Annotated in this window: 17 protein-coding genes and 1 other annotated feature; of the genes, 10 read left to right on the top strand and 7 right to left on the bottom strand. The window is 63.2% G+C overall.

Annotated elements, in window-relative coordinates:
* Positions 1–34 precede the first annotated feature (34 nt).
* Complete coding sequence (locus AB5Y91_RS09500) at positions 35–403, top strand: conjugal transfer protein TraR (RefSeq protein WP_111910584.1); 369 nt, start codon at positions 35–37, stop codon at positions 401–403.
* A 199-nt stretch (positions 404–602) separates the two neighbouring features.
* Here AB5Y91_RS09500 and rnd read toward each other — a convergent pair whose 3' ends face one another.
* The 7 genes from rnd to AB5Y91_RS09535 form a co-directional block, all read right to left on the bottom strand.
* Positions 603–1,715: a ribonuclease D gene (gene rnd / locus AB5Y91_RS09505; protein ID WP_025326940.1), complete on the bottom strand. Its 1,113-nt coding sequence runs from the start codon at positions 1,713–1,715 to the stop codon at positions 603–605.
* A 100-nt stretch (positions 1,716–1,815) separates the two neighbouring features.
* The gene (fadD, locus tag AB5Y91_RS09510; protein ID WP_111910673.1) at positions 1,816–3,492 is read right to left on the bottom strand and encodes a long-chain-fatty-acid--CoA ligase FadD; all 1,677 of its coding nucleotides are present in this window, start codon (positions 3,490–3,492) and stop codon (positions 1,816–1,818) included.
* Between the two features lie 196 nt (positions 3,493–3,688).
* Positions 3,689–4,531: an alpha/beta fold hydrolase gene (locus AB5Y91_RS09515; protein ID WP_368169635.1), complete on the bottom strand. Its 843-nt coding sequence runs from the start codon at positions 4,529–4,531 to the stop codon at positions 3,689–3,691.
* Positions 4,531–5,049: a Slp family lipoprotein gene (locus AB5Y91_RS09520; RefSeq protein ID WP_368169636.1), complete on the bottom strand. Its 519-nt coding sequence runs from the start codon at positions 5,047–5,049 to the stop codon at positions 4,531–4,533. Before AB5Y91_RS09520 ends, AB5Y91_RS09515 begins: the two co-directional genes overlap by 1 nt.
* Before the next feature lie 67 nt (positions 5,050–5,116).
* Positions 5,117–5,818: a tRNA (adenosine(37)-N6)-threonylcarbamoyltransferase complex dimerization subunit type 1 TsaB gene (gene tsaB / locus AB5Y91_RS09525; RefSeq protein ID WP_368169637.1), complete on the bottom strand. Its 702-nt coding sequence runs from the start codon at positions 5,816–5,818 to the stop codon at positions 5,117–5,119.
* Between the two features lie 220 nt (positions 5,819–6,038).
* Positions 6,039–7,949 (bottom strand): ATP-dependent DNA helicase, encoded by a 1,911-nt coding sequence (locus AB5Y91_RS09530; protein WP_368169638.1) that lies wholly within the window; start codon positions 7,947–7,949, stop codon positions 6,039–6,041.
* A gap of 66 nt (positions 7,950–8,015) precedes the next feature.
* On the bottom strand, positions 8,016–8,261 hold the full coding sequence (locus AB5Y91_RS09535; RefSeq protein WP_106886821.1) for a hypothetical protein: 246 nt from the start codon (positions 8,259–8,261) through the stop codon (positions 8,016–8,018).
* Positions 8,262–8,446: 185 nt separating this feature from the next.
* Positions 8,447–8,571: a sequence feature (His leader region), on the top strand.
* 28 nt (positions 8,572–8,599) lie between these two features.
* Here AB5Y91_RS09535 and hisG point away from each other — a divergent pair.
* From hisG to AB5Y91_RS09580, 9 genes are all read left to right on the top strand, one after another.
* Entirely contained in the window at positions 8,600–9,496 is an 897-nt protein-coding gene (hisG, locus tag AB5Y91_RS09540) for an ATP phosphoribosyltransferase (protein WP_171276138.1), read from the top strand.
* 12 nt (positions 9,497–9,508) lie between these two features.
* Positions 9,509–10,819 (top strand): histidinol dehydrogenase, encoded by a 1,311-nt coding sequence (hisD, locus tag AB5Y91_RS09545; protein ID WP_368169639.1) that lies wholly within the window; start codon positions 9,509–9,511, stop codon positions 10,817–10,819.
* The gene (gene hisC, locus AB5Y91_RS09550) at positions 10,816–11,916 is read left to right on the top strand and encodes a histidinol-phosphate transaminase (protein ID WP_368169640.1); all 1,101 of its coding nucleotides are present in this window, start codon (positions 10,816–10,818) and stop codon (positions 11,914–11,916) included. Before hisD ends, hisC begins: the two co-directional genes overlap by 4 nt.
* Positions 11,917–11,928: 12 nt before the next feature.
* Complete coding sequence (gene hisB / locus AB5Y91_RS09555; protein ID WP_234690043.1) at positions 11,929–13,062, top strand: bifunctional histidinol-phosphatase/imidazoleglycerol-phosphate dehydratase HisB; 1,134 nt, start codon at positions 11,929–11,931, stop codon at positions 13,060–13,062.
* A complete protein-coding gene (gene hisH / locus AB5Y91_RS09560) occupies positions 13,062–13,694 on the top strand; it encodes an imidazole glycerol phosphate synthase subunit HisH (protein WP_368169641.1) in 633 nt (210 codons plus the stop codon). Before hisB ends, hisH begins: the two co-directional genes overlap by 1 nt.
* A gap of 5 nt (positions 13,695–13,699) precedes the next feature.
* Entirely contained in the window at positions 13,700–14,434 is a 735-nt protein-coding gene (gene hisA, locus AB5Y91_RS09565; protein ID WP_368169642.1) for a 1-(5-phosphoribosyl)-5-[(5-phosphoribosylamino)methylideneamino]imidazole-4-carboxamide isomerase, read from the top strand.
* 153 nt (positions 14,435–14,587) lie between these two features.
* On the top strand, positions 14,588–15,697 hold the full coding sequence (locus AB5Y91_RS09570; protein WP_106886828.1) for a two-component system response regulator: 1,110 nt from the start codon (positions 14,588–14,590) through the stop codon (positions 15,695–15,697).
* Entirely contained in the window at positions 15,690–17,849 is a 2,160-nt protein-coding gene (locus AB5Y91_RS09575; RefSeq protein ID WP_368169643.1) for a PAS domain S-box protein, read from the top strand. Before AB5Y91_RS09570 ends, AB5Y91_RS09575 begins: the two co-directional genes overlap by 8 nt.
* The gene (locus AB5Y91_RS09580) at positions 17,846–21,814 is read left to right on the top strand and encodes a PAS domain S-box protein (protein WP_368169644.1); all 3,969 of its coding nucleotides are present in this window, start codon (positions 17,846–17,848) and stop codon (positions 21,812–21,814) included. The genes AB5Y91_RS09575 and AB5Y91_RS09580 overlap by 4 nt, the downstream gene beginning before the upstream one ends.
* Position 21,815: the final 1 nt, after the last annotated feature.

A 21,815-nucleotide genomic window follows, 5' to 3' on the forward strand; every position in this document is an offset into this window, starting at 1 on the left:
TTATCACTCGTCTTTGGGGGCTGTTGTGTGTGAAGTGACGCAAGCCCGGTTGGCCGAATGGCGTGAGCGCCTGCTGACCGATTGGGCGCAAACAAGAGAAGAGCTGATTGCTCAGCTCAAGGCCTGTCGTCGTGACGACTGGGCCCAAAAAGTGGGAAGCTGCGAGCGGGATCAACTGGTGGATCTGACCAGTCGCCTCGACTTGCCCAAGGTGGAGCTGAGCGTGGCACGGCTGAAACGCCTCGACGCCGCGCTCTGCCAGATGGAACTGGGTCTCTATGGCCTCTGCTCCGATTGCGAGGAGCCGCTTGCCATCGATCAGCTGGATCAGGATCCCAGCCTGCAACGCTGCCCGCGCTGCGAAACCCGTTATCGCAAGGGATTCCACGCCCACGAACTCTGATGGGGGCACCCTCAGTGCCCGCCATTTATCTGTGACTCCTCTCCCCGCTTCCTTTACCCGCCATAGGTGATCCCCGGCGCCAGGGGCGCTCATGCCTGTTCGCCCGGCTGGCCGGACTGCAACGGACACAAAAAAGGGAAGTCATTGACTCCCCTTCTTCAGGTACTGCGTTCCGACCCACGAGGTCGGGATGGTCCGGTTACTGGGCCAGCAGATGCCCCACCAGCTCATGACGCCAGCCTTGCAGCAGCATGGGCTTGTCGGCGCGTGCGCGCTCCTCGGCGCTCATCCGCCAGCTCCAGGTGAAGTACTGGTGGATGATCTTCTTGCTGGCAACCAGCTCAGGCGGGATGTTGCTGGCCTTGGCCTTCTCTTCCACCATGGCCTTGATGCGTTTGAGCTCGGCCTTGTACTGGGGGTAATCCACCAGTCGACGAATGGGCTCGGGCCAGCCTTCGGGGTCGCTCTGCTGGGCCGCCGCGACTATGTCCAGCATCCGCTTGCCGTGGATCTTGATCTCGATGGGGGCCAGCCCCAGCTCATTGAGATCCCGCAATGAAGTGGGCCGACGCTCCGCCACCTTGAACAGGTGCAGCTCCTTGACCACGAAGTTCAGAGCCAGATCCCGGCGCACCGCCTCTTGCTGGCGCCAGGCGGCAAGCTCGCGCAGAATAGCCAGTTCGCGCCGACCCAGCTGCCAGGCGTTGATGATCTCGAGGTAGGCCTGACGGGGATCGCTGCCCTGGGTCTTGCGGGCGGAGTGGTTCTGGCACTCCTGCTCGAACCAGGCAAACTTGCCGCTCTCATGCAGCCTGGCCATCACCTTCTCGTAGAGGGGCATCAGGTAGAAGACATCCGCCGCCGCGTACTCGAGCTGGCGCGCAGTCAGGGGACGGGCCAGCCAGTCGGTGCGGGCCTGATCCTTTTCCAGCTCCACGCCGAGGAACTCCTTGACCAGGGCGCCGAAGCCGACCGAGACGCCGTAACCCAGAAATGCCGTCGCGAGCTGGGTGTCGTGCATCTGGTTGGGCAGGTGGCCCGCCTGATGCTGGATGAGCTCCAGATCTTCACCCGAGGCGTGCAGTATGGCGATCTGCCCCGCCCGGCCGAGCCGCTGCCACAGCCCCGAAAGATCCAGGGTCAGGGGATCCAGCAGGGCGAGGCGCTCGCCGTCATAGATCTGGAACAGACCGAGCTGGGGATAGTAGGTACGGGTGCGAACGAATTCGGTATCTATGGCCAGGGGAACGTCGGCCAGGGAAGCGAGATACTGCTCCAGTTCGGCTTGCTGTGAAATGAGTTGATATTGCATCTTTGCCTGCACGTTGGTCGGGACCCAGAAAGAAAAAACCGTGGCATGACCCACGGTTTTGCATAACGACAGCGCTTGACTGCAGAGCAGTGCATGCCGGTTACTGCTTGGCAATCTCCTCGTCGCGCAACACGCGCCTAAGGATCTTGCCCACATTGGTCTTGGGAAGTTCGTCGCGAAATTCTACCAGTTTCGGCACCTTATAGGCAGTCAGATGTTTGCGGCAGTGGGCAATTATCTCGTCCTCCGCCAGCTTTGCATCTTTCTTGACCACGAAGATTTTCACCAGCTCGCCGGAAACCGGGTTGGGCACGCCGACGGCGGCCACTTCCAGCACCTTGGGATGGAGCGCCACCACGTCTTCAATCTCGTTCGGATAGACGTTGAAGCCGGAGACCAGGATCATGTCCTTCTTGCGATCGACGATCTTGAAGAAGCCCTGCTCGTCGCACACGGCGATGTCACCGGTGCAGAGCCAGCCATCCTGCATCACCTCGGCGGTCGCCTCGGGACGCTGCCAGTAGCCCGTCATCACCTGGGGGCCGCGCACCTGCATCTCGCCGGGGGCGCCCAGCTCGGTGATAACCTGCCCCTTGTCATCCACCAGCCGGATCTCGGTGGAGCAGACCGGCAGACCGATGGAGCCGTTGTAATCCACCAGATCGTAGGGGCAGACGCTCACCAGGGGTGAACACTCGGTCAGGCCATAGCCTTCCAGCAGCGGGGTATGGGTCAGCGCCTTCCACTGCTCGGCCACCGCACGCTGCACCGCCATGCCACCGCCTATGGTGAGCTTCAGGCGGGAGAAGTCCATGCTCTGGAACTCGCCGTTGTTGACCAGGGCATTGAACAGGGTGTTGACCCCTGTGATGCAGGTGAAGGGGTACTTCTTGATCTCTTTGACAAAGCCCGGGATGTCGCGGGGATTGCTGATGAGCAGGTTGTAGCCACCCAGGCGCATGAACAGCAGGCAGTTCACCGTCAGGGCGAAGACGTGGTAGAGCGGCAGCGCCGTGACCACGAACTCCTTGCCCCGCTCCAGCACGGGACCATAGACACCGAGGCACTGCTCCACGTTCGCAATCATGTTGCGGTGAGTCAGCATGGCCCCCTTGGAGAGGCCCGTGGTGCCGCCTGTGTATTGCAGGAAGGCGATGTCCTGGTTACTGATTTCGGGCTTGATGTACTGCAGGTAGCGCCCCTTGGCCAGCGCCTGGCGCATGGTGCTGGCGTGCGGGAGGTTGTATTTGGGCACCAGCTTCTTGACGTACTTGACCACGAAGTTGACCAGGGAGCCCTTGGCCAGGCCGAGGTTGTCCCCCATGCGGGTGAGGATCACGTGCTTGACCGGGGTGTCGTGCACCACTTTTTCCAGGGTATGGGCGAAGTTGGAGACGATGACGATGGCCTTGGCGCCGGAGTCTTTGAGCTGGTGCTCCAGCTCGCGCGGGGTATAGAGGGGGTTGACGTTGACCACCGTCATGCCGGCCCGCAGTATGCCGAACACGGCGATGGGGTATTGCAGCAGGTTTGGCATCATCACCGCCACCCTGTCGCCCTTGCCGAGCTTGAGCTCGTTTTGCAGGTAGGCGGCAAAGGCACGGGACTGCTCTTCCAGCCGGCGATAGGTAATGGTCTGCCCCATGTTGACGAAGGCGGGCTGGTCGGCAAACTGGGTCACCGACTCTTCAAACATCTCGACCAGGGAGCCGTATTGGTCTGGATTGATCTCGGCGGGCACCCCTTCTGGATAACGCTTCAGCCAGACTCTTTCCACGAACTTCTCCTGCATAACTAGCACCTGTGCGCTCACTGTGTTGCCTCCGTCCCTGTCACATCCATTTCAATCAGTTGTTTTAAGCTCATGCTCTAATGTCGCACATAGTTACATAAGGCAACATCGATTAACAGCAAATTAACAACGAGAAGTGTGAGGGAGAAAGCAAACCTGACATGATTCAAAGCCGGCGATCCTACCGGATCTGACAGAAATTTTCGATATAAACGGCGGTTTTCGATGGATTATCCATATGAAAATGATGATTTCCCTCTACCACTGCCATTTCTATCTGCCTGAAGACGTCGGCTCGCTGCTGCCACTGCTGGATCAGGGCCGGGAACCCCTGCTCGCCACGGATGAAGAGCACAGGGCAGGCGATGGCCCGGATCAGCGCCTGGGCCTGGCCTTCGCTCATGCGCATGGGCGAGAGATCCCGCAAACGGGGATCGCTGCGCCAATGCAGCCGCCCTTCCCGCGCCATCAGCTGCCGCTCGCAGATAAGGCGCGCCGCCGCCGGGGAGATATCCGCCACCTTGCAGCGGGCCGCCACCGCCTCGTCGAGGGAGGCAAACCCACTGGACGCTCGCTCGCGAGTGCGGCTGCGATTGAGAATGGCCCGCCGCAGCTGGGCGGGTACCTCCTCATCGGGTTGGCTGAGCGGCCCTAGCCCCTCCAGCAGGATGAGCCGCACTATCTGCTCGGGGAAGACACCGGCATAGGCGCTGGCGATCAGGGCCCCGAGAGAGTGGCCGAGCAGGATGAAGCGCTGCCAGCCCGCAGCCTGGGCAATCTGGTGCAGATCGTCGAGCCAGTCGACGAAGACATAGGGGGTGGCTTTGTGATCCGAATGACCGTGTCCCGGCAGATCGACGCAGACCAGGTGGCACTCAGCGAGATGGGGGGCAAGGGGCAGGAAGCTGGCGCCGTTGTCGAGCCAGCCGTGCAGGGCAATGACCAGGGGCTTGCCCTGCCGGCCGTTATCCAGCAGGGCGATGCGCCGTCCGTCGGCCAGGGTGAGGAAGCGCTCTTCCATCATCACCAGCGGGAGTAGTGGCGTCTTGGCCAGAAGGGATCATAGAAGGGGTCGTAGAAGTAGGGGTCCATGTAGCGGATCTCCACCTCCTTCACCGGCGGCCACAGCTTGCTGGCGGTGACCTTGAGCACAGAGAAACGATACTTGTGATCCCCTATCTGGCTGTCCACCGGTTTGTCCAGGGTGCCGAGCACCGTCAGGCTGCGTCCCTTGGCATAGAGCGTCGGATCCACAAAACCCTTCATGACGGCCAGAAAACGCCCCGGGCTCTGTTCCGTCTGGGTCGGCACGCCGTTGGCTTTGAGCGGCAGGTAGACCACCTCGATGACGCTCTGATCCTGCTCGTTGTGCACCGCCGAGATGACGCCGCTCCAGCGCGCGGGCTTGCCCTCCATCCCCTGCAGGGCAGGTTGATAGGCCACCAGCTGGCTTTCCGGCTCATAGGCCAGCTCCTTGGGCACCGAGCTGCAGCCGACTAGCAGCAGCCCCGTCAGGCCCAGCATGATCACGCGTTTCATCATTTGCCTCTCCTTGTCCGCGCCGTCCGCCTTCACTGACTGGCGTCGAGTCGCGGCTCGCCGTTGGATGTCACTCGCGACCGGGCAGCTTTTTCCAGGTCACCTTGTCGCGCAGATATACCGGTGTGGCCTGCTCCACAGCCACCGCCTCCCCCGCCAGCCAGGCGGCACGCGCGAGCGGCAACATGTCGACCGCCGCCGGGAAGCGCACCTGACTCACCGCCAGTTCGTCGGCCAGGGCGTTCAGCGTCTCGCCATAGGTTTCAAAGCCGGTCCCGACGCAGCTCAGGCTGCCCGCCAGCTTGCCGCGCGCTTCAATCAGGGCGGCGGGATCGCTCACCACTTCCTCCCCCACCAGCTGCATGCGGCCATCACACAGCTCGTAGTGGCCAAAATAGACCTCGTTCATCCGCGCATCTATGGCGGTCAACACCCGCTCGGCGCCGTCGAGACGATGAGCCCCCTGGGCAATGGCAGCCAGGGTGGAGATGCCGATGAGCGGCACGCCGGCGCCAAAGGCGAGCCCCTGGGCCACGCTGATCCCGATGCGCACGCCGGTAAAGGAGCCCGGTCCACGCCCAAAGGCGATGGCGTCGAGCTCAGCCAACGATAGACCGGCCTCGTCTAACACAGCCTGAACCATGGGCAGGATTTTTTGGGTGTGATCCCGCGGCGCCTCTTCCCAACGGGAGAACAGCTTGTCGCCCACCAGCAGGGCGGCGGAGCAGGCTTCGGTGGCGGTATCAACGGCCAGGATCTTCAACTCGGTCATGGGTTCCAATCTCTATAAATCAGTCAATGACATAACGTGCAAGCGGGATCTGCTCACCCGTTTTCTTAACATGGCAAATCAGTCAATCGCTAGCCACCCGCCAGCATCGCAGGCCGAATGCAGAGTGCACCGGGTACGCGGCCTGTCAGGCTCAAGCGCCCCGCTAGACAAAACTTCCCAGGGTCGCCAGCTTCCGCGTTCTGGGAAATAACCGGCAGACTCATTCGCCCCGGTCAAAGAAACTCCCCAACGACTCTAACTCCCGGGTGCGAGGAATGGCGGGCAGACTCTTGATAAAGGTGGCGCCATAGGGCTTGTTGACCACGCGCGGATCACAGATGACCAGCACGCCGTGATCACTGCGATCACGAATGAGCCGCCCCACCCCCTGTTTCAAGGCAATCACCGCCTTGGGCAGCTGGAGCTCGGCGAAGGGATCCCCCCCCTTGAGCTTGCAATCATCCACCCGCGCCTTGAGCAGCGGGTCGTCCGGGCTCGCAAACGGCAGCTTGTCGATGATAACACAGGACAATGCCGCCCCTCGCACGTCTATCCCCTCCCAGAAACTGCTGGTAGCCACCAGCACGGCGCGGCCATTCTCCACGAAGGTCTTGAGCAGCCGCTGCTTGTTGTCCTCCCCCTGCAAGAGCACGGTGCGGCCTATCTCCCGGCGCAACACCTCGGCCACCTGCCGCATCACCTGATGGCTGGTGCAGAGGAAAAAACACCCCCCCGGCGTCTTGTTGATGAGGGGGATCATCAGATTGGCCAGCTGTTCCCCCCGCCCGAAGGCATTGGGCTCCGGCAGGAAGCGCGGCACGCACAGTCGCGCCTGCTCCGTATAGTCAAAGGGGCTGTCGAGGATAAGCTCGGCGCTGCCGGCGAGCCCCAGCTCCGCCTTGAAGTGATCGAAACGGTTGTCCACCGTCAGGGTGGCTGAGGTAAAGATCCAGGCCACCTCGGGCTTTTGCACCTCGGCGCCAAATCGCTCGGCCACCGACAGCGGGGTGAGATTGAGGGAGAAGTGCAGCCGGGAGCAGTCGTACCAGTAGGAGAAACCTGTCTGGTTCACCGCCAACACCTCACCAAGGCGAGTGCGCAGCTCGCAGACTCGCTCGAAGGCGTGATCCAGCTGTTCACCGCGCCCGAGCGCGAGTTTGAGCACCTCGTAGCAGAGCCCGATGGCGTCGTTGAGACGGGCCAGGGCCTGGCCCCAGAGCGACTGGCGCAGGATATCGCGGGTATTGCCGCGCCCCCCGTCTATCCCGAAGGCGAGGCGCAAGTCCTGGCTGGCGATGGAGAGCCTGTCCGCCGCCTTGCCAAGCTGCCCCATGTCGTGGGCCTCGGCTCTATAGGCGAGCTGGATGTCCTGTGCCAGATCCAGGATGGTGCGGCTGCCCACCGACTTGCCGAAGTAGTTGGTGGCGATCTCCGGCAACTGGTGCGCCTCGTCGAACACATAGACTTGCGATTCGGGCACCAGCTCGCCAAATCCGGTATCTTTCACCGCCATATCGGCGAAGAAGAGGTGATGATTGATCACCACCACCTGGGCATCCATGGCCCGTCGCCGAGCCACCACCAGATGGCAGTCGTCGTAATAGGGGCAGTCGCGGCCGAGGCAGTTGTCGTTGGTGCTGGTGACGTGGGCGAGGATCTCGGCGTTCTCCTGCAGCCCCGGAATGTCACCCACATCGCCGTTGTCGGTGGCGGTGGACCAGGACTTCACCTTGACCAGATCGCTGAGGATCTCGGGCTTTTGCAGGTGGGATTCGCTCAAGAGGCGGTTCATCCGCTCGATGCACAGGTAGTTGCTGCGCCCCTTGAGCAGGGCCACCGGCGGGGTGTAGGAGAGCGCGCCTGTGATGGTGGGGAGGTCCCGGTAGAAGAGCTGCTCCTGCAGGTTCTTGGAGCCAGTGCTTATCACCACCCGCTTGCCGGACTCCAGCGCCGGCACCAGATAGGCGTAAGTCTTGCCGGTGCCGGTGCCCGCCTCCACCAGCAGGCGGCCGCCGCTCTTGATGGCGCGCGCCACCGCTTCGGCCATCTCCAGTTGCGGCGCACGGGCCTTGAAGCCCTCGATGTGGCTGGCCAGAGGGCCATCTGGCTTGAACAGGGTCTGGATGGTCAAAGGAGGGTCCCGCGCAAAAGCGGCCATTATGCCAAAAGCGTGGCGAAAGCGGGACTGATAATGCGTTCAGACGAAGAGATCGATCTGATGGTCCGGATCCGGCTTGTGATCATCTTCCTGCGCCTTAGGCTGATCACGCTTGGCCGGGTGATGCCCCTGCTGGTACTGCTGGGCGCCGCCGCCGTTGTCAGTGCCAATCTTGCGCAACTGATGCTTCTGGCTGATTTGGGTCACCTCCCGCTTGATGTCGTCGGGGCTCGGGGTCGACGGCGCGCGCGGCAAGATGGGGAATAACAGGTCCTGGCTGGGCATGGTGATCACTCCTCAGGCTATCTTGATTAGTTATCGACCAGAAAACCGTTTTCTCCACTTTAATCGGGCAAATCACAATTTCAGGTTGCATTTTCTGTCAAGGCAGGTAGTTTAAATCAGGCGTCAACTACGACATCTTATTTGTAAAGGATTGATTACATGAAGTTCACCCTGCTGAAGACTCATCATCACCATCATCATCCCGACTAGTCTTTCAGGAGGTTGACTGCTGGAAGACACTTAACTGGTGACTTCCAAAAGGACCGCAAGATTCATGAACCCTCGGAAGCACACACTTCCGAGGGTTTTTTCGTTTTTGACTAGAAGGAAATCGAGCAATGGAAACACAACGTCTGCGCATCGCCATGCAAAAATCCGGTCGCCTGAGCCAGGACTCCCAGGCCCTGTTCAAGAGCTGCGGCCTCAAAATTAACTTAAGGGAACAGCGCCTTATCGCCCATGTGGAGAACATGCCCATCGACATACTGCGGGTGCGTGATGACGACATCCCGGGGCTGGTGATGGAAGGGGTGGTCGACCTTGGCATCATAGGCGAGAACGTACTGGAAGAGGTGCAGCTCATTCGCGCCTCCCAGGATCTGCCCTATCAGGTCAAGACCCTCAAGCAGCTCGACTTCGGTGGCTGCCGCCTCTCCCTGGCGGTGCCGGAAGACGTCACCTACACAGGGCCACAAAGTCTGGCAGGCAAGCGCATCGCCACCTCCTACCCCGGGCTGCTCAAGCGCTTCTTCGACGAGAAGGGGTTGAATTTCAAGAGCGTGATGCTGGGCGGCTCGGTGGAAGTGGCGCCTCGCGCAGGCTTGGCCGATGCCATCTGCGATCTGGTCTCCACCGGCGCGACCCTGGAAGCCAACGGCCTGAAAGAGGTGGAAGTGATCTACCGCTCCAAGGCGGTACTGGTGCAGGCCCCCAACCCCTTGTCTGATGCCAAGCAGAAGCTCATCGACAAGCTGCTGCCACGCATCCAGGGGATGCAGCAGGCTCGCGAGAGCAAGTACATCATGCTGCACGCCCCCAAGGACAAGCTCGATGCCATCACGGATCTGCTGCCGGGCGCTGAGCGCCCCACCATAATGCAGCTGGCCGGTGACACCAATCAGGTGGCGCTGCACGTCGTCTCCAGCGAGACCCTGTTCTGGGAGACCATGGAGCAGCTCAAGGCCCTCGGCGCCAGCTCCATCCTGGTGCTACCCATCGAAAAGATGATGGAATAAGGAAGGGACACCATGCAGACCCTGATCTGGAAGACCCTCTCCCCCGCCCAACAGGCCGACGTGCTGACCCGGCCGGCGCTCAATGACGAGGCGGACATAGGTGCCGTGGTCAAGGAGATCATTGGCGCCGTGCGCAGCCGGGGCGACGACGCCCTGCGGGAACTCGGCCTGCGCTTCGAGCGCGCCCCCCGCGAACAGCTGCGCGTCAGCGAGGACGAAATTGAAGCTGCCTGCACGCGGCTGGATGACGACATCAAGGGTGCCATCGAAGCGGCGATTGCCAACATTCGTACCTTCCACGCCGCGCAAGCGCAACCCGTGGTGCGGGTGGAGACCCAGCCCGGGGTGGTGTGCGAGCTGCGCACCCAGCCCATCAGCCGGGTCGGCCTCTATGTGCCGGGGGGCAGCGCGCCGCTCCCCTCCACAGTGATGATGCTGGCCATTCCGGCAGGCATCGCCGGTTGCCGCGAGGTGGTGCTCTGCACCCCGTCGCCGGCCAGCGACGAGATACTGTTTGCCGCCCGCGCCTGCGGCGTCGAGAAGGTGTTCGCCATCGGCGGCGCCCAGGCCATCGCCGCCATGGCCTACGGCACCCAGAGCATTCCCAAGGTGGACAAGATCTTCGGCCCGGGCAACGCCTACGTGACCGAAGCCAAGGGGCAGGTCTCCCGGGACTGGCGCGGCGCCGCCATCGACATGCCTGCCGGCCCCTCCGAGGTGCTGGTGATTGCCGACGAGAGCGCCAATCCTGCCTTCGTGGCAGCGGATCTGCTCTCCCAGGCCGAGCACGGCCCCGACAGCCAGGTGGTGCTGGTGACCACCTCGCCGCTGCTGGCCGACGCCATCGCAGGCGAGATCAAGGGCCAGTTGGCCCAGCTCAGCCGCCGCGACATCGCCGCCCAGGCGCTCGGCAGCAGCCTGGTGATCCTCTGCGACAATCTGGACGAGGCCTGCGCCATCTCCAACGCCTATGCGCCGGAGCACCTGATAGTGCAGACCCAAGCACCTCGCGATCTGCTGGACAGACTCGAGAACGCCGGCTCCATCTTCTTGGGATCCTGGACGCCCGAGTCGGTCGGCGATTACGCCAGCGGCACCAACCACACCCTGCCCACCTACGGCTATGCCCGCACCTGCTCCAGCCTCGGGCTCGCGGATTACCAGCGCCGCTACACGGTGCAGGAGCTGAGTATCGAGGGGATCCAGGGCCTTGGCCCCATAGTCCAGCGCATCGCCGATGCGGAAGGGCTGGATGCCCATAAAAACGCAGTCACCCTCAGATTGAACGCACTTTCAAGCCAGCAGCAGAAGGATTTGTCATGAGCATCGCCAATCTGGCTCGCCGCGTGGTGCGGGCCCTCACCCCCTATCAATCCGCCCGTCGCATCGGTGGTCAGGGTCATGTCTGGCTCAACGCCAACGAGGCGCCGCTGGCCTACCCCTTCACCATCGAGGGCAACCGCCTCAATCGCTACCCCGAGTGCCAGCCGGCCGAGGTGGTCAACGGCTACGCCGCCTACGCCGGGGTCAATCCGAGCCAGGTGCTGGTGAGCCGCGGCGCCGACGAGGCCATAGAGCTGCTGATCCGCACCTTCTGCGAGGCGGGGGAAGATCAGATCCTCATCTGCCCCCCCACCTACGGCATGTACGCCATCAGCGCCGAGACCTGCGGCGTCGGCATCGTCGAGCAGCCACTCACCGCCAGCCGTCAGCCGGACTGGCCCGCCATCGCGGATCGCCTCTCCGACGTGAAACTGGTGTTCCTCTGCTCCCCCAACAACCCCACCGGGGATCTGGTGGGCCGCAAGGGGCTCATCGCCCTGCTGGAGAAGGCCCGGGAGCGCGCCATCGTGGTGGTGGACGAGGCCTACATCGAGTTCTGCCCGGAAGGCTCAGTGGTGGATCTGCTGGACCAATACCCCAATCTGGTGGTGACTCGCACCCTCTCCAAGGCCTTTGCCCTGGCGGGCATCCGCTGCGGCTTTACCTTGGGCAATCCCGAGGTGATCGCCATGCTGGCCAAGGTGATAGCCCCCTACCCCATCCCCGAGCCCATCGCCCAGATAGCGGCCCAGGCCCTCTCCCCCATGGGACTGGCGCTGATGCAGGAGCGGGTACAGGAGCTCAACAAGCAGAAGGCCCTCATCAAGGCCGAGCTGCTTCGGCTTGCCTGCGTGAAAGAGGTGTTCGAGGACAAGGGCAACTTCGTGCTGGTGCGCTTCACCGATGGCGCCGCCGTCTTTGCCGCCATGAAGGCCGCCGGCATCATCTTGCGTGATTTTTCCAGCAAGCCGGGCCTGGACAACAGCATCCGCATCACCATCGGCTATCAGGGGGAGATGGACGCCGTCCTCACCGTGCTGCGCGATCTATCGAACAGCACCCCCTCAGCCAGCAACCCGTCTGCCGCCAGCGTATAAGGAAGTAGCCAGATGAAGACCCCGTTTTTGTTTATCGACCGTGACGGCACCTTGATAGAAGAGCCGGTGACCGACAAGCAGGTGGACAGCCTCGCCAAGCTGCGCTTCGAGCCCATGGTGATCCCGGTGCTGCGCGAGCTGCAGGCCGCCGGCTATGTGCTGGTGATGGTGACCAACCAGGATGGGCTGGGCACTGCCAGCCTGCCGCTGGAGAACTTCCAGCCCCCTCAGGATCTGATGATGCACCTCTTTGAATCCCAAGGGGTGAACTGGGAGCAGGTGCTGATCTGCCCCCACTTCCCCACCGACGGTTGCAGCTGCCGCAAGCCGAACCTCGGGTTGGTGAAGGAGTACCTCGCCTCGGGTCGTATCGACTTTGCCAACTCCTTCGTGATTGGCGACAGACAGACAGATCTGCAACTTGCCGAGAACATGGGCATCCGCGGCATTCGCTACCAGCCGCAGGATCACGACTGGCTTGCCATCCGTGATCAGCTGCTCTCCAAGGGGCGTGTGGCCGAGGTGGAGCGCTACACCAAGGAGACCCGCATCCAAGTGGCGGTGGACTTGGACAAGAGCGGCGGCAACCAGATTGCCACCGGCATCGGCTTCTTCGATCACATGCTGGATCAGATAGCCACCCACGCCGGGTTCCGCCTCAAGCTGAAAGTCAGCGGCGATCTGCACATCGACGATCACCACACGGTGGAAGATGTGGGGCTGGCCCTGGGTCAGGCCCTGCGCCAGGCCCTTGGCAACAAGCGCGGCATAGGTCGCTTCGGCTTCGTGCTGGCGATGGACGAGGTGCAGGCGGTGATCGATGGCCGCCCGCGCCATACCACCGATACCCCCTCCCTCACCGAGCTGGACGTGGCCACGGCGCTGGATTTGAGCGGCCGCCCCTACTTCGTGTTCGACTGCCCGAGCGGCTTTGGCCGCGACAGCGTGGGCGAGATGGCCACCGAGATGGTGCCCCACTTCTTCCGCTCCCTCTCGGACGCCATGGCCATCACCCTGCAGATGAAGGTCGGCAGCGGCAACACCCACCACCAGGTGGAGGCGCTGTTCAAGGGCTTTGGCCGCGCACTGCGTCAGGCCATCCGGGTGGAAGGGAGCGAACTCCCCTCCAGCAAGGGGGTGCTGTGATGGGTTTGAGTAAGCAAAACCTCGTCATCATCGATACGGGCTGTGCGAACCTCGCCTCGGTGCGGATGGCGTTCGAGCGTCTCGGCGCGGCGCCGCAGGTCTCCTGCCAGGCCGCCGACATCGAGCAGGCAGACAAGCTGATCCTGCCCGGGGTGGGCACTGCGGTGGCCGCCATGAAAAACCTCAACGAACGGGGACTGGTGCCCCTTATTCGCGCCGCCAAGCAGCCCCTGCTGGGCTTTTGTCTCGGCATGCAGATGCTGGCACAGGCCTCCGAGGAGACCATGAGTGGCAGTGACGGATCGGATGAGGGCTTGATCGAGGGCCTCGGCATAGTGCCTGGCAGGATCCGGCTGATGGAGGTGGGCAATCTGCGCCTGCCCCACATGGGCTGGAACCAGATTGAGCACGATGAGACCCACCCGTTGCTGAGAGGGATCCGAAGCGGCAGCTACTTCTACTTCGTCCACTCCTACGCCCTGGAGGTGACGGAGGCGACCCTCGCCAGCTGCGACTATGGTCAGCCCTTCACCGCCATCGTCGGCCGTGACAACTTCTTCGGCGCCCAATTCCACCCGGAACGCTCAGGGAGTGCCGGTGCCCGTTTACTGCAAAACTTTCTGGAGCTGTAACAAGGATGATCATTCCCGCAATTGACCTCATCAATGGCCAGGTAGTCCGACTCTATCAGGGGGACTACGGCCAGAAGACCGCATACAGCAGCAGCCCCCAGGCCCGCTTCGACGACTATGTTGCCCAGGGGGCGGAGCAGCTTCACCTGGTGGATCTGGACGGTGCCAAGGATGCCAAGGCGCGCCAGCTCGCCCTCATCACCGAGCTGCTCGCCGTAACCCAGGCGCCGGTACAGGTGGGCGGCGGGGTGCGCAGCGAGCAGGACGTGGCAGACCTCTTGGCCGCCGGCGCCAACCGGGTAGTGGTCGGCTCCACCGCCGTCAAGTCCCCGGATCTGGTGGCTAGCTGGATGGAAAAGTACGGCCCCGAGCGCATAGTGCTGGCGCTGGACGTCAATATCGATACCCAGGGCAATCGCCAGATTGCGGTGGCAGGTTGGCAGGAGAACAGCGGTGTGAGCCTTGAGGCGCTGATCGAGCGCTTCCTCCCCGCCGGGCTCAAGCACGTGCTCTGCACCGACATCAGCCGGGATGGGACCCTCTCGGGCAGCAACGTCGAGCTTTACCGGGATCTCTGCGCCCGCTACCCCAGCGTGGCGTTTCAGGCCTCAGGCGGCATCGGCGGCCTGGCCGACATAGAGGCGCTCAAGGACACCGGCGTCAAGGGGGTCATCCTCGGCCGCGCGCTCCTCGAGGGCAAGTTCAACGTGAAGCAGGCCATCGCCTGCTGGGATGAATGACCACGGGATCACCCGGTGATCCCTAAGGTGCCTGTCCGGCCATCAGCGCCGGAACAGGCACCTCTTCTTCTGAGGGCGCAGCGGCAAGCCCTTATAATCTGGAAGCAATTGACTCTATACTCGGACTCATCGAGATAACGTCACGGAAGGCTTATGTTCACATCTCACTGTGCCACCATCCTCATCGTCGATGACTCTCCCGAGAACCTGATGGTGCTGACCGAATTGCTCTCACCCACCTATAGGGTGCTCGCCGCCCAGAGCGGGGAGAAGTGCCTGCGCATTGCCAGTGGCAAGACGAGACCGGATCTCATCCTGCTGGACGTGATGATGCCCGGCATGGACGGCTATGAGGTACTCAGACAGCTGCGCACCAACCCCGAGACCCACCGCATTCCCGTGGTACTGCTCACCGCCCTCGCCGATCCCCAGAGCGAGGAGTTCGGCCTGTCGCTCGGGGCCGTCGACTACATCACCAAACCCATCAAGCCTGTCATCGTCCAGGCGCGGGTGCGCACCCAGCTGGAGGCCAAGCAGGCCCGGGATGGTCTGCACGATCAGAATGCGGCCCTGGAGGCCGAGGTCGCTCGCCGGATGACCGAAAACGATCTGATCCAGCAGGTCTCCATCCGGGCGCTGGCCCATCTGGCGGAGATCCGCGATCCCGAGACCGGCAATCACATCCTGCGCACCCAGGCCTATGTACGGCTGCTGGCGAGCGCCCTTGCCGGTCACCCCCGCTTTGCCGAGACACTGTCGCCGGATTACATCGATCTGCTGAGCCGCTCCGCCCCTCTGCACGACATCGGCAAGGTCGGCATTCCCGACCATATTCTGCTCAAGCCAGGCAAGCTGACCCCCGAGGAGTGGCAGATCATGCGCACCCACGCCAAGCTCGGCAGCGATGCCATCGAGGAGGCCGAGCGGGATATGGAGCAGCCATTGGCCTTCCTCACCCTGGCCAAGGAGATAGCTCACTGGCACCACGAGAAGTGGGACGGCAGCGGCTACCCGGACGGCCTCTGTGGCGACGCCATTCCTCTCTCGGCCAGGTTGATGGCGCTGGCGGATGTGTTTGACGCCCTCATCAGCGTCCGGGTCTACAAGCCAGCCATGTCCTATGAGGAGGCGCGCACCCTGATCCTCTCTGGCAGCGGCCAGCATTTTGACCCGGACGTGGTGGCGGCCTTCGACAGCCATTTCGAACAGTTCGTCACCATAGCCGAGCGTTATCAGGATGACGCCGAGGTCGCCCATGGCTGAACAGCCTCCCCTGACCCGAGCCCATGTGCTCAACGTCGTGCTCACCTATGCCGCCGTGGCGAGCCTGTGGATCCTGCTCTCGGACAAGGCGGTGGAGTGGCTCTTCAGCACTCCGGCCCAGTTCGCCCTGGCCAGCACCATCAAGGGCTGGCTGTTTATCCTCATCACAGCGCTCATGCTCTATACCATGCTGCGCCGCCGCATCAATCAATCCACGGCAAGCCCCCGGCTCTCCGGGCGCCAGTGGCTGCCCATACTGCTGCTCAACAGCCTCATTCTGGCCCTGACTGCCATGGCCATCGCCCAGAACATCGGGCTGACCCGTGACAAGGAGGTCGCCCGGCTCGAAACCATCGCCGATCTCAAGAGCCGACGCATCACAGAGTGGCTGGGCAATCGGGAGCAGGATCTGCGCCAGATCATCGACAACCCGCGCTATGGGGATCTCTCACCTTCCAGGCAGAGAACCAAGCCGTCCGATGAACAGGCACAACGGCTGACGCGGCTGGTCGAGTTCATCTCGGCAGAAGGATTCGATGGCGCGGCCCTCTTCGACCCGGCTGGCCAGACCCTGTGGCAGACCCCGGGGGCGGGCGTCATGAATGCCACATTGCGCGGCGCCCTGGCCCGGGTGACCGCGGGCAAGGTACTCAGGGTCGGACCCTATCTGGATGAGCTGGGCCAGCCCAGGCTCGACTTCGTGGCGCCTCTGACCACGGCGGCGGGGCCGGCGCCCGTCATAGTGCTGCAGATAAGCGGCAGCCACTGGATAAACCAGATCCTCAAACCCTGGCCCATCCCCGACAGCAGTGGTGAAGCCACGCTGTTTCGCCAGCGCGCAGATCAGGTGCAGTATCTGAGCGACCTACGTTACCGCCCCGACTCGGCCCTTCGCCTGCACCTTCCGCTCCATCACGACACCTTGCTGGCGGCCCAGTATCTGCGTCTGGATGCCGGGCAACGAGGGCCCAGGGTGCTCTCTGGCAAGGATTATCGCGACATGGCGGCCTTTGGCGTCGTCTATCCGGTCGAGGGCACGGACTGGTATCTGCTGGCCAAGATAGACAAGGCCGAGCTCAACCAGGCCAGCTTCAAGGAGAGCATCTGGATCGGTCTCATCAGCCTGCTGGTACTCTTCGTCACCAACGCCGGCATCATATTGCTGCGCCAGCACACCCGACTGCTGATGACCGAACAGGTCCGCCACTCCCAGGCACAAAGGCTGCAAGCGTTGCAACTGCTCTCCGCCATCGCCGACAGCTCGGAGGATGCCATCTTCGCCAAGGACAGAGAGGGCAAATACATACTGTTCAATCGCGCCGCCAGCCAGTTCGTGGGCAAGCCGGCCGCCGAGATGCTGGGCCAGGATGACCTGGCCATCTTTCCCCCCGATCAGGCCCGGATGCTGATGGCCGCCGGCCGCCAGGTGATAGAAAACAATCAGGTACAAACCGAGGAGGAGTATCTCACCCTGCCCTGCGGCGATCGGGTATTCCTCGCCACCAAGGGGCCGCTGCAGGATAACGACGGTCAGGTGATCGGCATCTTCGGTATCTCCCGCGACATCACGGGCTTCAAGCGTGCCGAGGCAGATTTGCGGGAGCGGGAGGGACTGTTTCGCGCCCTGGTGGAGCAATCCCTTGCCGGCATCTACATCATCCAGCAGGGCAGACTCTGCTACATCAACCCCTGTTTTGCCCACCTGTTTGGCTATGACTCCCCCGGCGCCCTGCTCGGCGTCGGTCCACTGCACGCCTTGGCAAGCCCAGAGGACAGCGAACGGGTGGCCGAGCTGGTGCTGCGCTGCGAGCAGGAGGGTGGCGACATCCATGCCCGCTTCAGCGCCCTGCACCACGGCAGCCAGACCCTGGAGGTGGAGCTGTACGGGCGGCGTGTCGACTATCGCGGCCAGCCCGCCGTGCTCGGGCTCTTGCTCGATGTCACCGAGCGGGAGCAGGTCGAGCAGGCTCTGACCCGCCAGGCCATGGAGCTGCGCCAGCAAAACGAGGAGCTGGAGCGTTTCAACAAGGTGATGGTGGACAGGGAGCTCGCCATGCTGACCCTCAAGCACCAGATCAATGAACTCTCACGCCAGCTCGGGCTACCGCCGCCCTACCCCCAGGCCCCCATGCCGCCGGAGGAGCACCCATGATGAACCGACCGCAACTGTGGCACGTCCGCCCAGCCACCCAACGCTGGGGCGTCTGCCTGCTGGCCCTGCTGCTGCCCGTCCTGATGTTGCAGATCCGGGTCCAGCTGCCCATCGCCTTTGGCGAGCGGCCGTTGCTGGTGCTCTTCATGCTGCCCATCATCATCTGCGCCCTGCTGGGGGGCTTGCTGCCAGGCCTGCTCTGCACCCTGATCACTGCCCTGGTCACCACCTATTTCCTGCTGCCCCCGATCCATGAGCTGACAGTGGCGGCCGGTCAGGATCTGGTGCAGTGGGGACTCCTGATCGCCAACGGCGTGCTCGTCAGTCTGCTCAGCGCCGCCATCCACCACTCCCGCGCCCGGGAGATCCAGCGCTGGCAGGAACTGATCAGCACCCAATCCCGCCTGCAACAGAGCGAAAACCGCTTCCAGGTCACCTTCGAGCAGGCGGCAGTCGGCATCGCCCTGGTCGCCCCCGATGGGGGTTGGCTGAGGGTCAATCAGCGCCTGTGCGACATGCTGGGCTACAGTGCCGATGAGCTCATGGGCATGAGCTTCCAGCAGATCACCCACCCGGACGATCTCTTCATCGATCAGCACTACGTCACCAGGATGCTGGCAGGGGAGCTGCCCCACTACACCCTGGAGAAGCGCTATCTGCGCAAGGGGGGCGAGATCATCTGGACGACACTGACGGTGGCCCTGGTCAGGGATCTCGAGGGAGAGCCCGATTACTTCATCTCCATCATCGAGGACAATCAGCAGAACAAGGAGACTGAAGAGGCCCTGCGCCGCAACGAGGGGATACTGCGAGAATCCCAGCGGCTGGCCAAGATCGGCAACTGGCGCTGGCGTGTCAGCGACGACAGCCACTTCTGGTCCCCGGAGATCTACCGCATCTACGGCCGTGATCCCGCCCTCCCCCCTGCCGTCTATCCCGAGGTGAAAAAATACTTCACCCAGGAGGGCTGGCACACCCTAGCCCAGGCCGTCGAGCGCTGCCTGCGCAACGGGCAACCCTATGAATGCGATGCCGGCGTCATCAACGAGCAGGGGAACCCCGTCTGGGTCACCGCCCGTGGGGCCGCCTTGCGGGACGGGGACGGCAATGTCGTCGAGCTCTATGGCACTGTGCAGGACATCACGGAGCGCAAGCTGGCGGAGCAGCAGTTGCTGCACAATCAGCAGGTGGCGCTCGATACCCAGCGGCGCGCCCGCCTGGCGGCACTGAACCTGATGGACGATGCCATCAGTGCCCGGGTCCGAGCCGAGTCCATCAGCAGCGCCCTGCGCGAGAGCGAGCAACGGCTGCTGATGGCCCAGGAGGGCGCCCACGTCGGGATCTGGGAGTGGGACATGGTCAATGATCACCTCTTCTTCTCCCCGGAATGCGCCCGCCTCTATGGCCGCCACGCCGAACAACTCACGACCTTTCACGCCTGGCAGGCTTGCCTGCACCCGGAGGACAAGCCCCGTATCGACGCCTTGCTGTCCGAACTGTCGGTCAGTGACAAGCCCTTCGAAATCGAGTTCCGGATCCTGCTGCCAAACGGTGACCTATGCTGGCTGGTGAGCAAGGGCAGCGTCTATCGGGATGCCTGGCAGCGCCCCCTGCGTCTGCTCGGCATCCATCTTGACATCACAGAGCGCAAGCAGGCCGAGCAACAGCTGAGGCAGCTCTCCCTGGCTCTCGAGCAGAGCCCGGATGGCGTCTTCATCACGGACACCCGGGCCCGCATCGAATATGTCAACGCGGCCTTCCTGGCCATCAGCGGCTACCGGCAGGACGAGGTCATCGGTCAGACTCCCTCACTGCTGCGTTCAGGCCTCACCCCCAGAGCCACCTATATCGCCCTGTGGGATGCCATCAAGCGCGGCCAGCGCTGGCACGGCGAGTTCGTCAACCGGCGCAAGGACGGCTCACACTATCAGGTGCTGGCGGCCATCTCCCCCATTCGCCAGGAGAACGGGGGAGTGACCCACTATGTGGCGGTACAGGCCGACATCACAGAGAAGAAACAGCTCGGCGAGGAGCTGGATCAGTACCGTTACCACCTGGAGGAGATGGTCAACGAGCGCACCCTGCAACTGGCCCAGGCCCATCAGCGCGCCGAGAGTGCCAACCGCGCCAAGAGCGCCTTCCTGGCCAACATGAGCCACGAGATCCGCACGCCCATGAACGCCATCCTGGGGTTGACGTATCTGCTCAAGCGCGACACCTCGGACAGCACCCAGCACGAGCGGCTGGAGAAGATCGACAATGCCGCCCAGCACCTGCTCACCATCATCAATGACATCCTGGATCTCTCCAAGATAGATGCGGGCAAGATGGCGCTGGAGCAAGGCGACTTCTCCCTCACCGCCATGCTGGACAACGTCAGCGCCCTGATGAGCGAGCAGGCCCGCGCCAAGGGCCTCAGCCTCATGGTCGACATGGGAGACTCGCCCACCTGGGTCCATGGTGACATCACCCGCCTGCGCCAGGCACTGCTCAACTACGCCGCCAATGCCATCAAGTTTACCGAGCAGGGCGCGGTCACCCTGCGGGTTCGGGTGGCCCGTCCGCTTGCCGGCGGCTACCTGCTGCGCTTCGAGGTGGAAGATACCGGCATCGGCATCAGCCCGGAGCAGTGCGAGAAGCTGTTCCAGGCCTTCGAGCAGGCCGATGTATCCACCACCCGCAAATACGGCGGTACAGGCCTCGGGCTCGCGATCACCAGTCGGCTTGCCGCCCTGATGGGAGGAGAGGCTGGCGTCAACAGCACCCTTGGCCAGGGCAGCTGTTTCTGGTTCACCGCCGCCCTCTCGGCGGGTCAGGGGGAGGCGCCGCAACCGCTCCCGCCTGCGCAGAGCCTGGCGCAGACCTTCTTCCCCCACAGGGCCCGGGTGCTGCTGGTGGAGGACAACGCCATCAACCGCGAGGTGGTGTTGGAGCTGCTTTGCCACAGCGGCCTGGTCATCGAGACCGCCGTCAATGGTCAGGAGGCGCTGGAGCGCGTCCGCCAGCATCCCTACGATCTCATCCTGATGGACATACAGATGCCGCTGATGGATGGCTACAGCGCCACCCGCGCCATCCGCGCCCTGCCCGGCCGGGAGCGGATCCCCATACTGGCCCTGACGGCAAGCGCCTTCGAGGAAGACAGGCAGGCGAGCGAATCGGCCGGCATGAACGACTTCATCGCCAAGCCTGTCACCCCCGCCAAGCTGTTTGAGGCGCTGCAGCGCTGGCTGCCCAGCAACGGGATGGTGGAGCCCGATGAGCAGGACCTGCCCCGCGACATGCAGGCAGGCCCCCTCGCCCCCCTGCATGGCTTCCCCGGGCTGGATCTGCAACAGGGGTTGGCGGCACTGCAGGGCAATCAGGAAAAATACCTTGCCTTGCTGCGCCACTTCGCCAGCGAGCATCACCAGGACATGGCCCTGCTCGGCCACCATCTGCAAACGGGTGACAGTGTGACCGCCACCCGACTGGTTCACACCTTGCGCGGGGTCGCGAGCACCCTTGGGATGACGGACCTCGCGCAGCAGTGCCTGCAGCTGGAACAGAGGCTCGCGGAGGATGGCCTTGAACAGCCCGCCCTGATGACGGCCATCGCCGGGGCCTTGGTTGCCCTGCGCGAACGATTGGGGGAGGAAGCGCCCGTCCCTGCGGCGGAGCTCATCCCCCTTGGCAGCCAGTGGCAACGGGATCTGCGACACCAGATGGAGACGCTGCTGGCGCAAAGCGATACCGCCGTGATCCCGCTGTTCGAGCAGTATGCCGCCCCCTTGCGGCTCATGCTGGGGCCACGCAGCGAGACCCTGGCCAGGCAGTTGAAGGCATTCAACTTCGACGGTGCCCTGCTCACCCTTCGCCAATGCGTGGAAGCAGATGAGCCCCCAACTGACGTTATCTCCCCCCTGCCCGATGGCCCTTCGCTGCCCCCGGGCCAGGCGAAAGGAGACAAAGGGTTGAATCACTGAA

Origin of the sequence: Aeromonas sp. R4-3 (genome assembly GCF_040908275.1) — a bacterium.
GTDB lineage: Bacteria > Pseudomonadota > Gammaproteobacteria > Enterobacterales > Aeromonadaceae > Aeromonas > Aeromonas rivipollensis.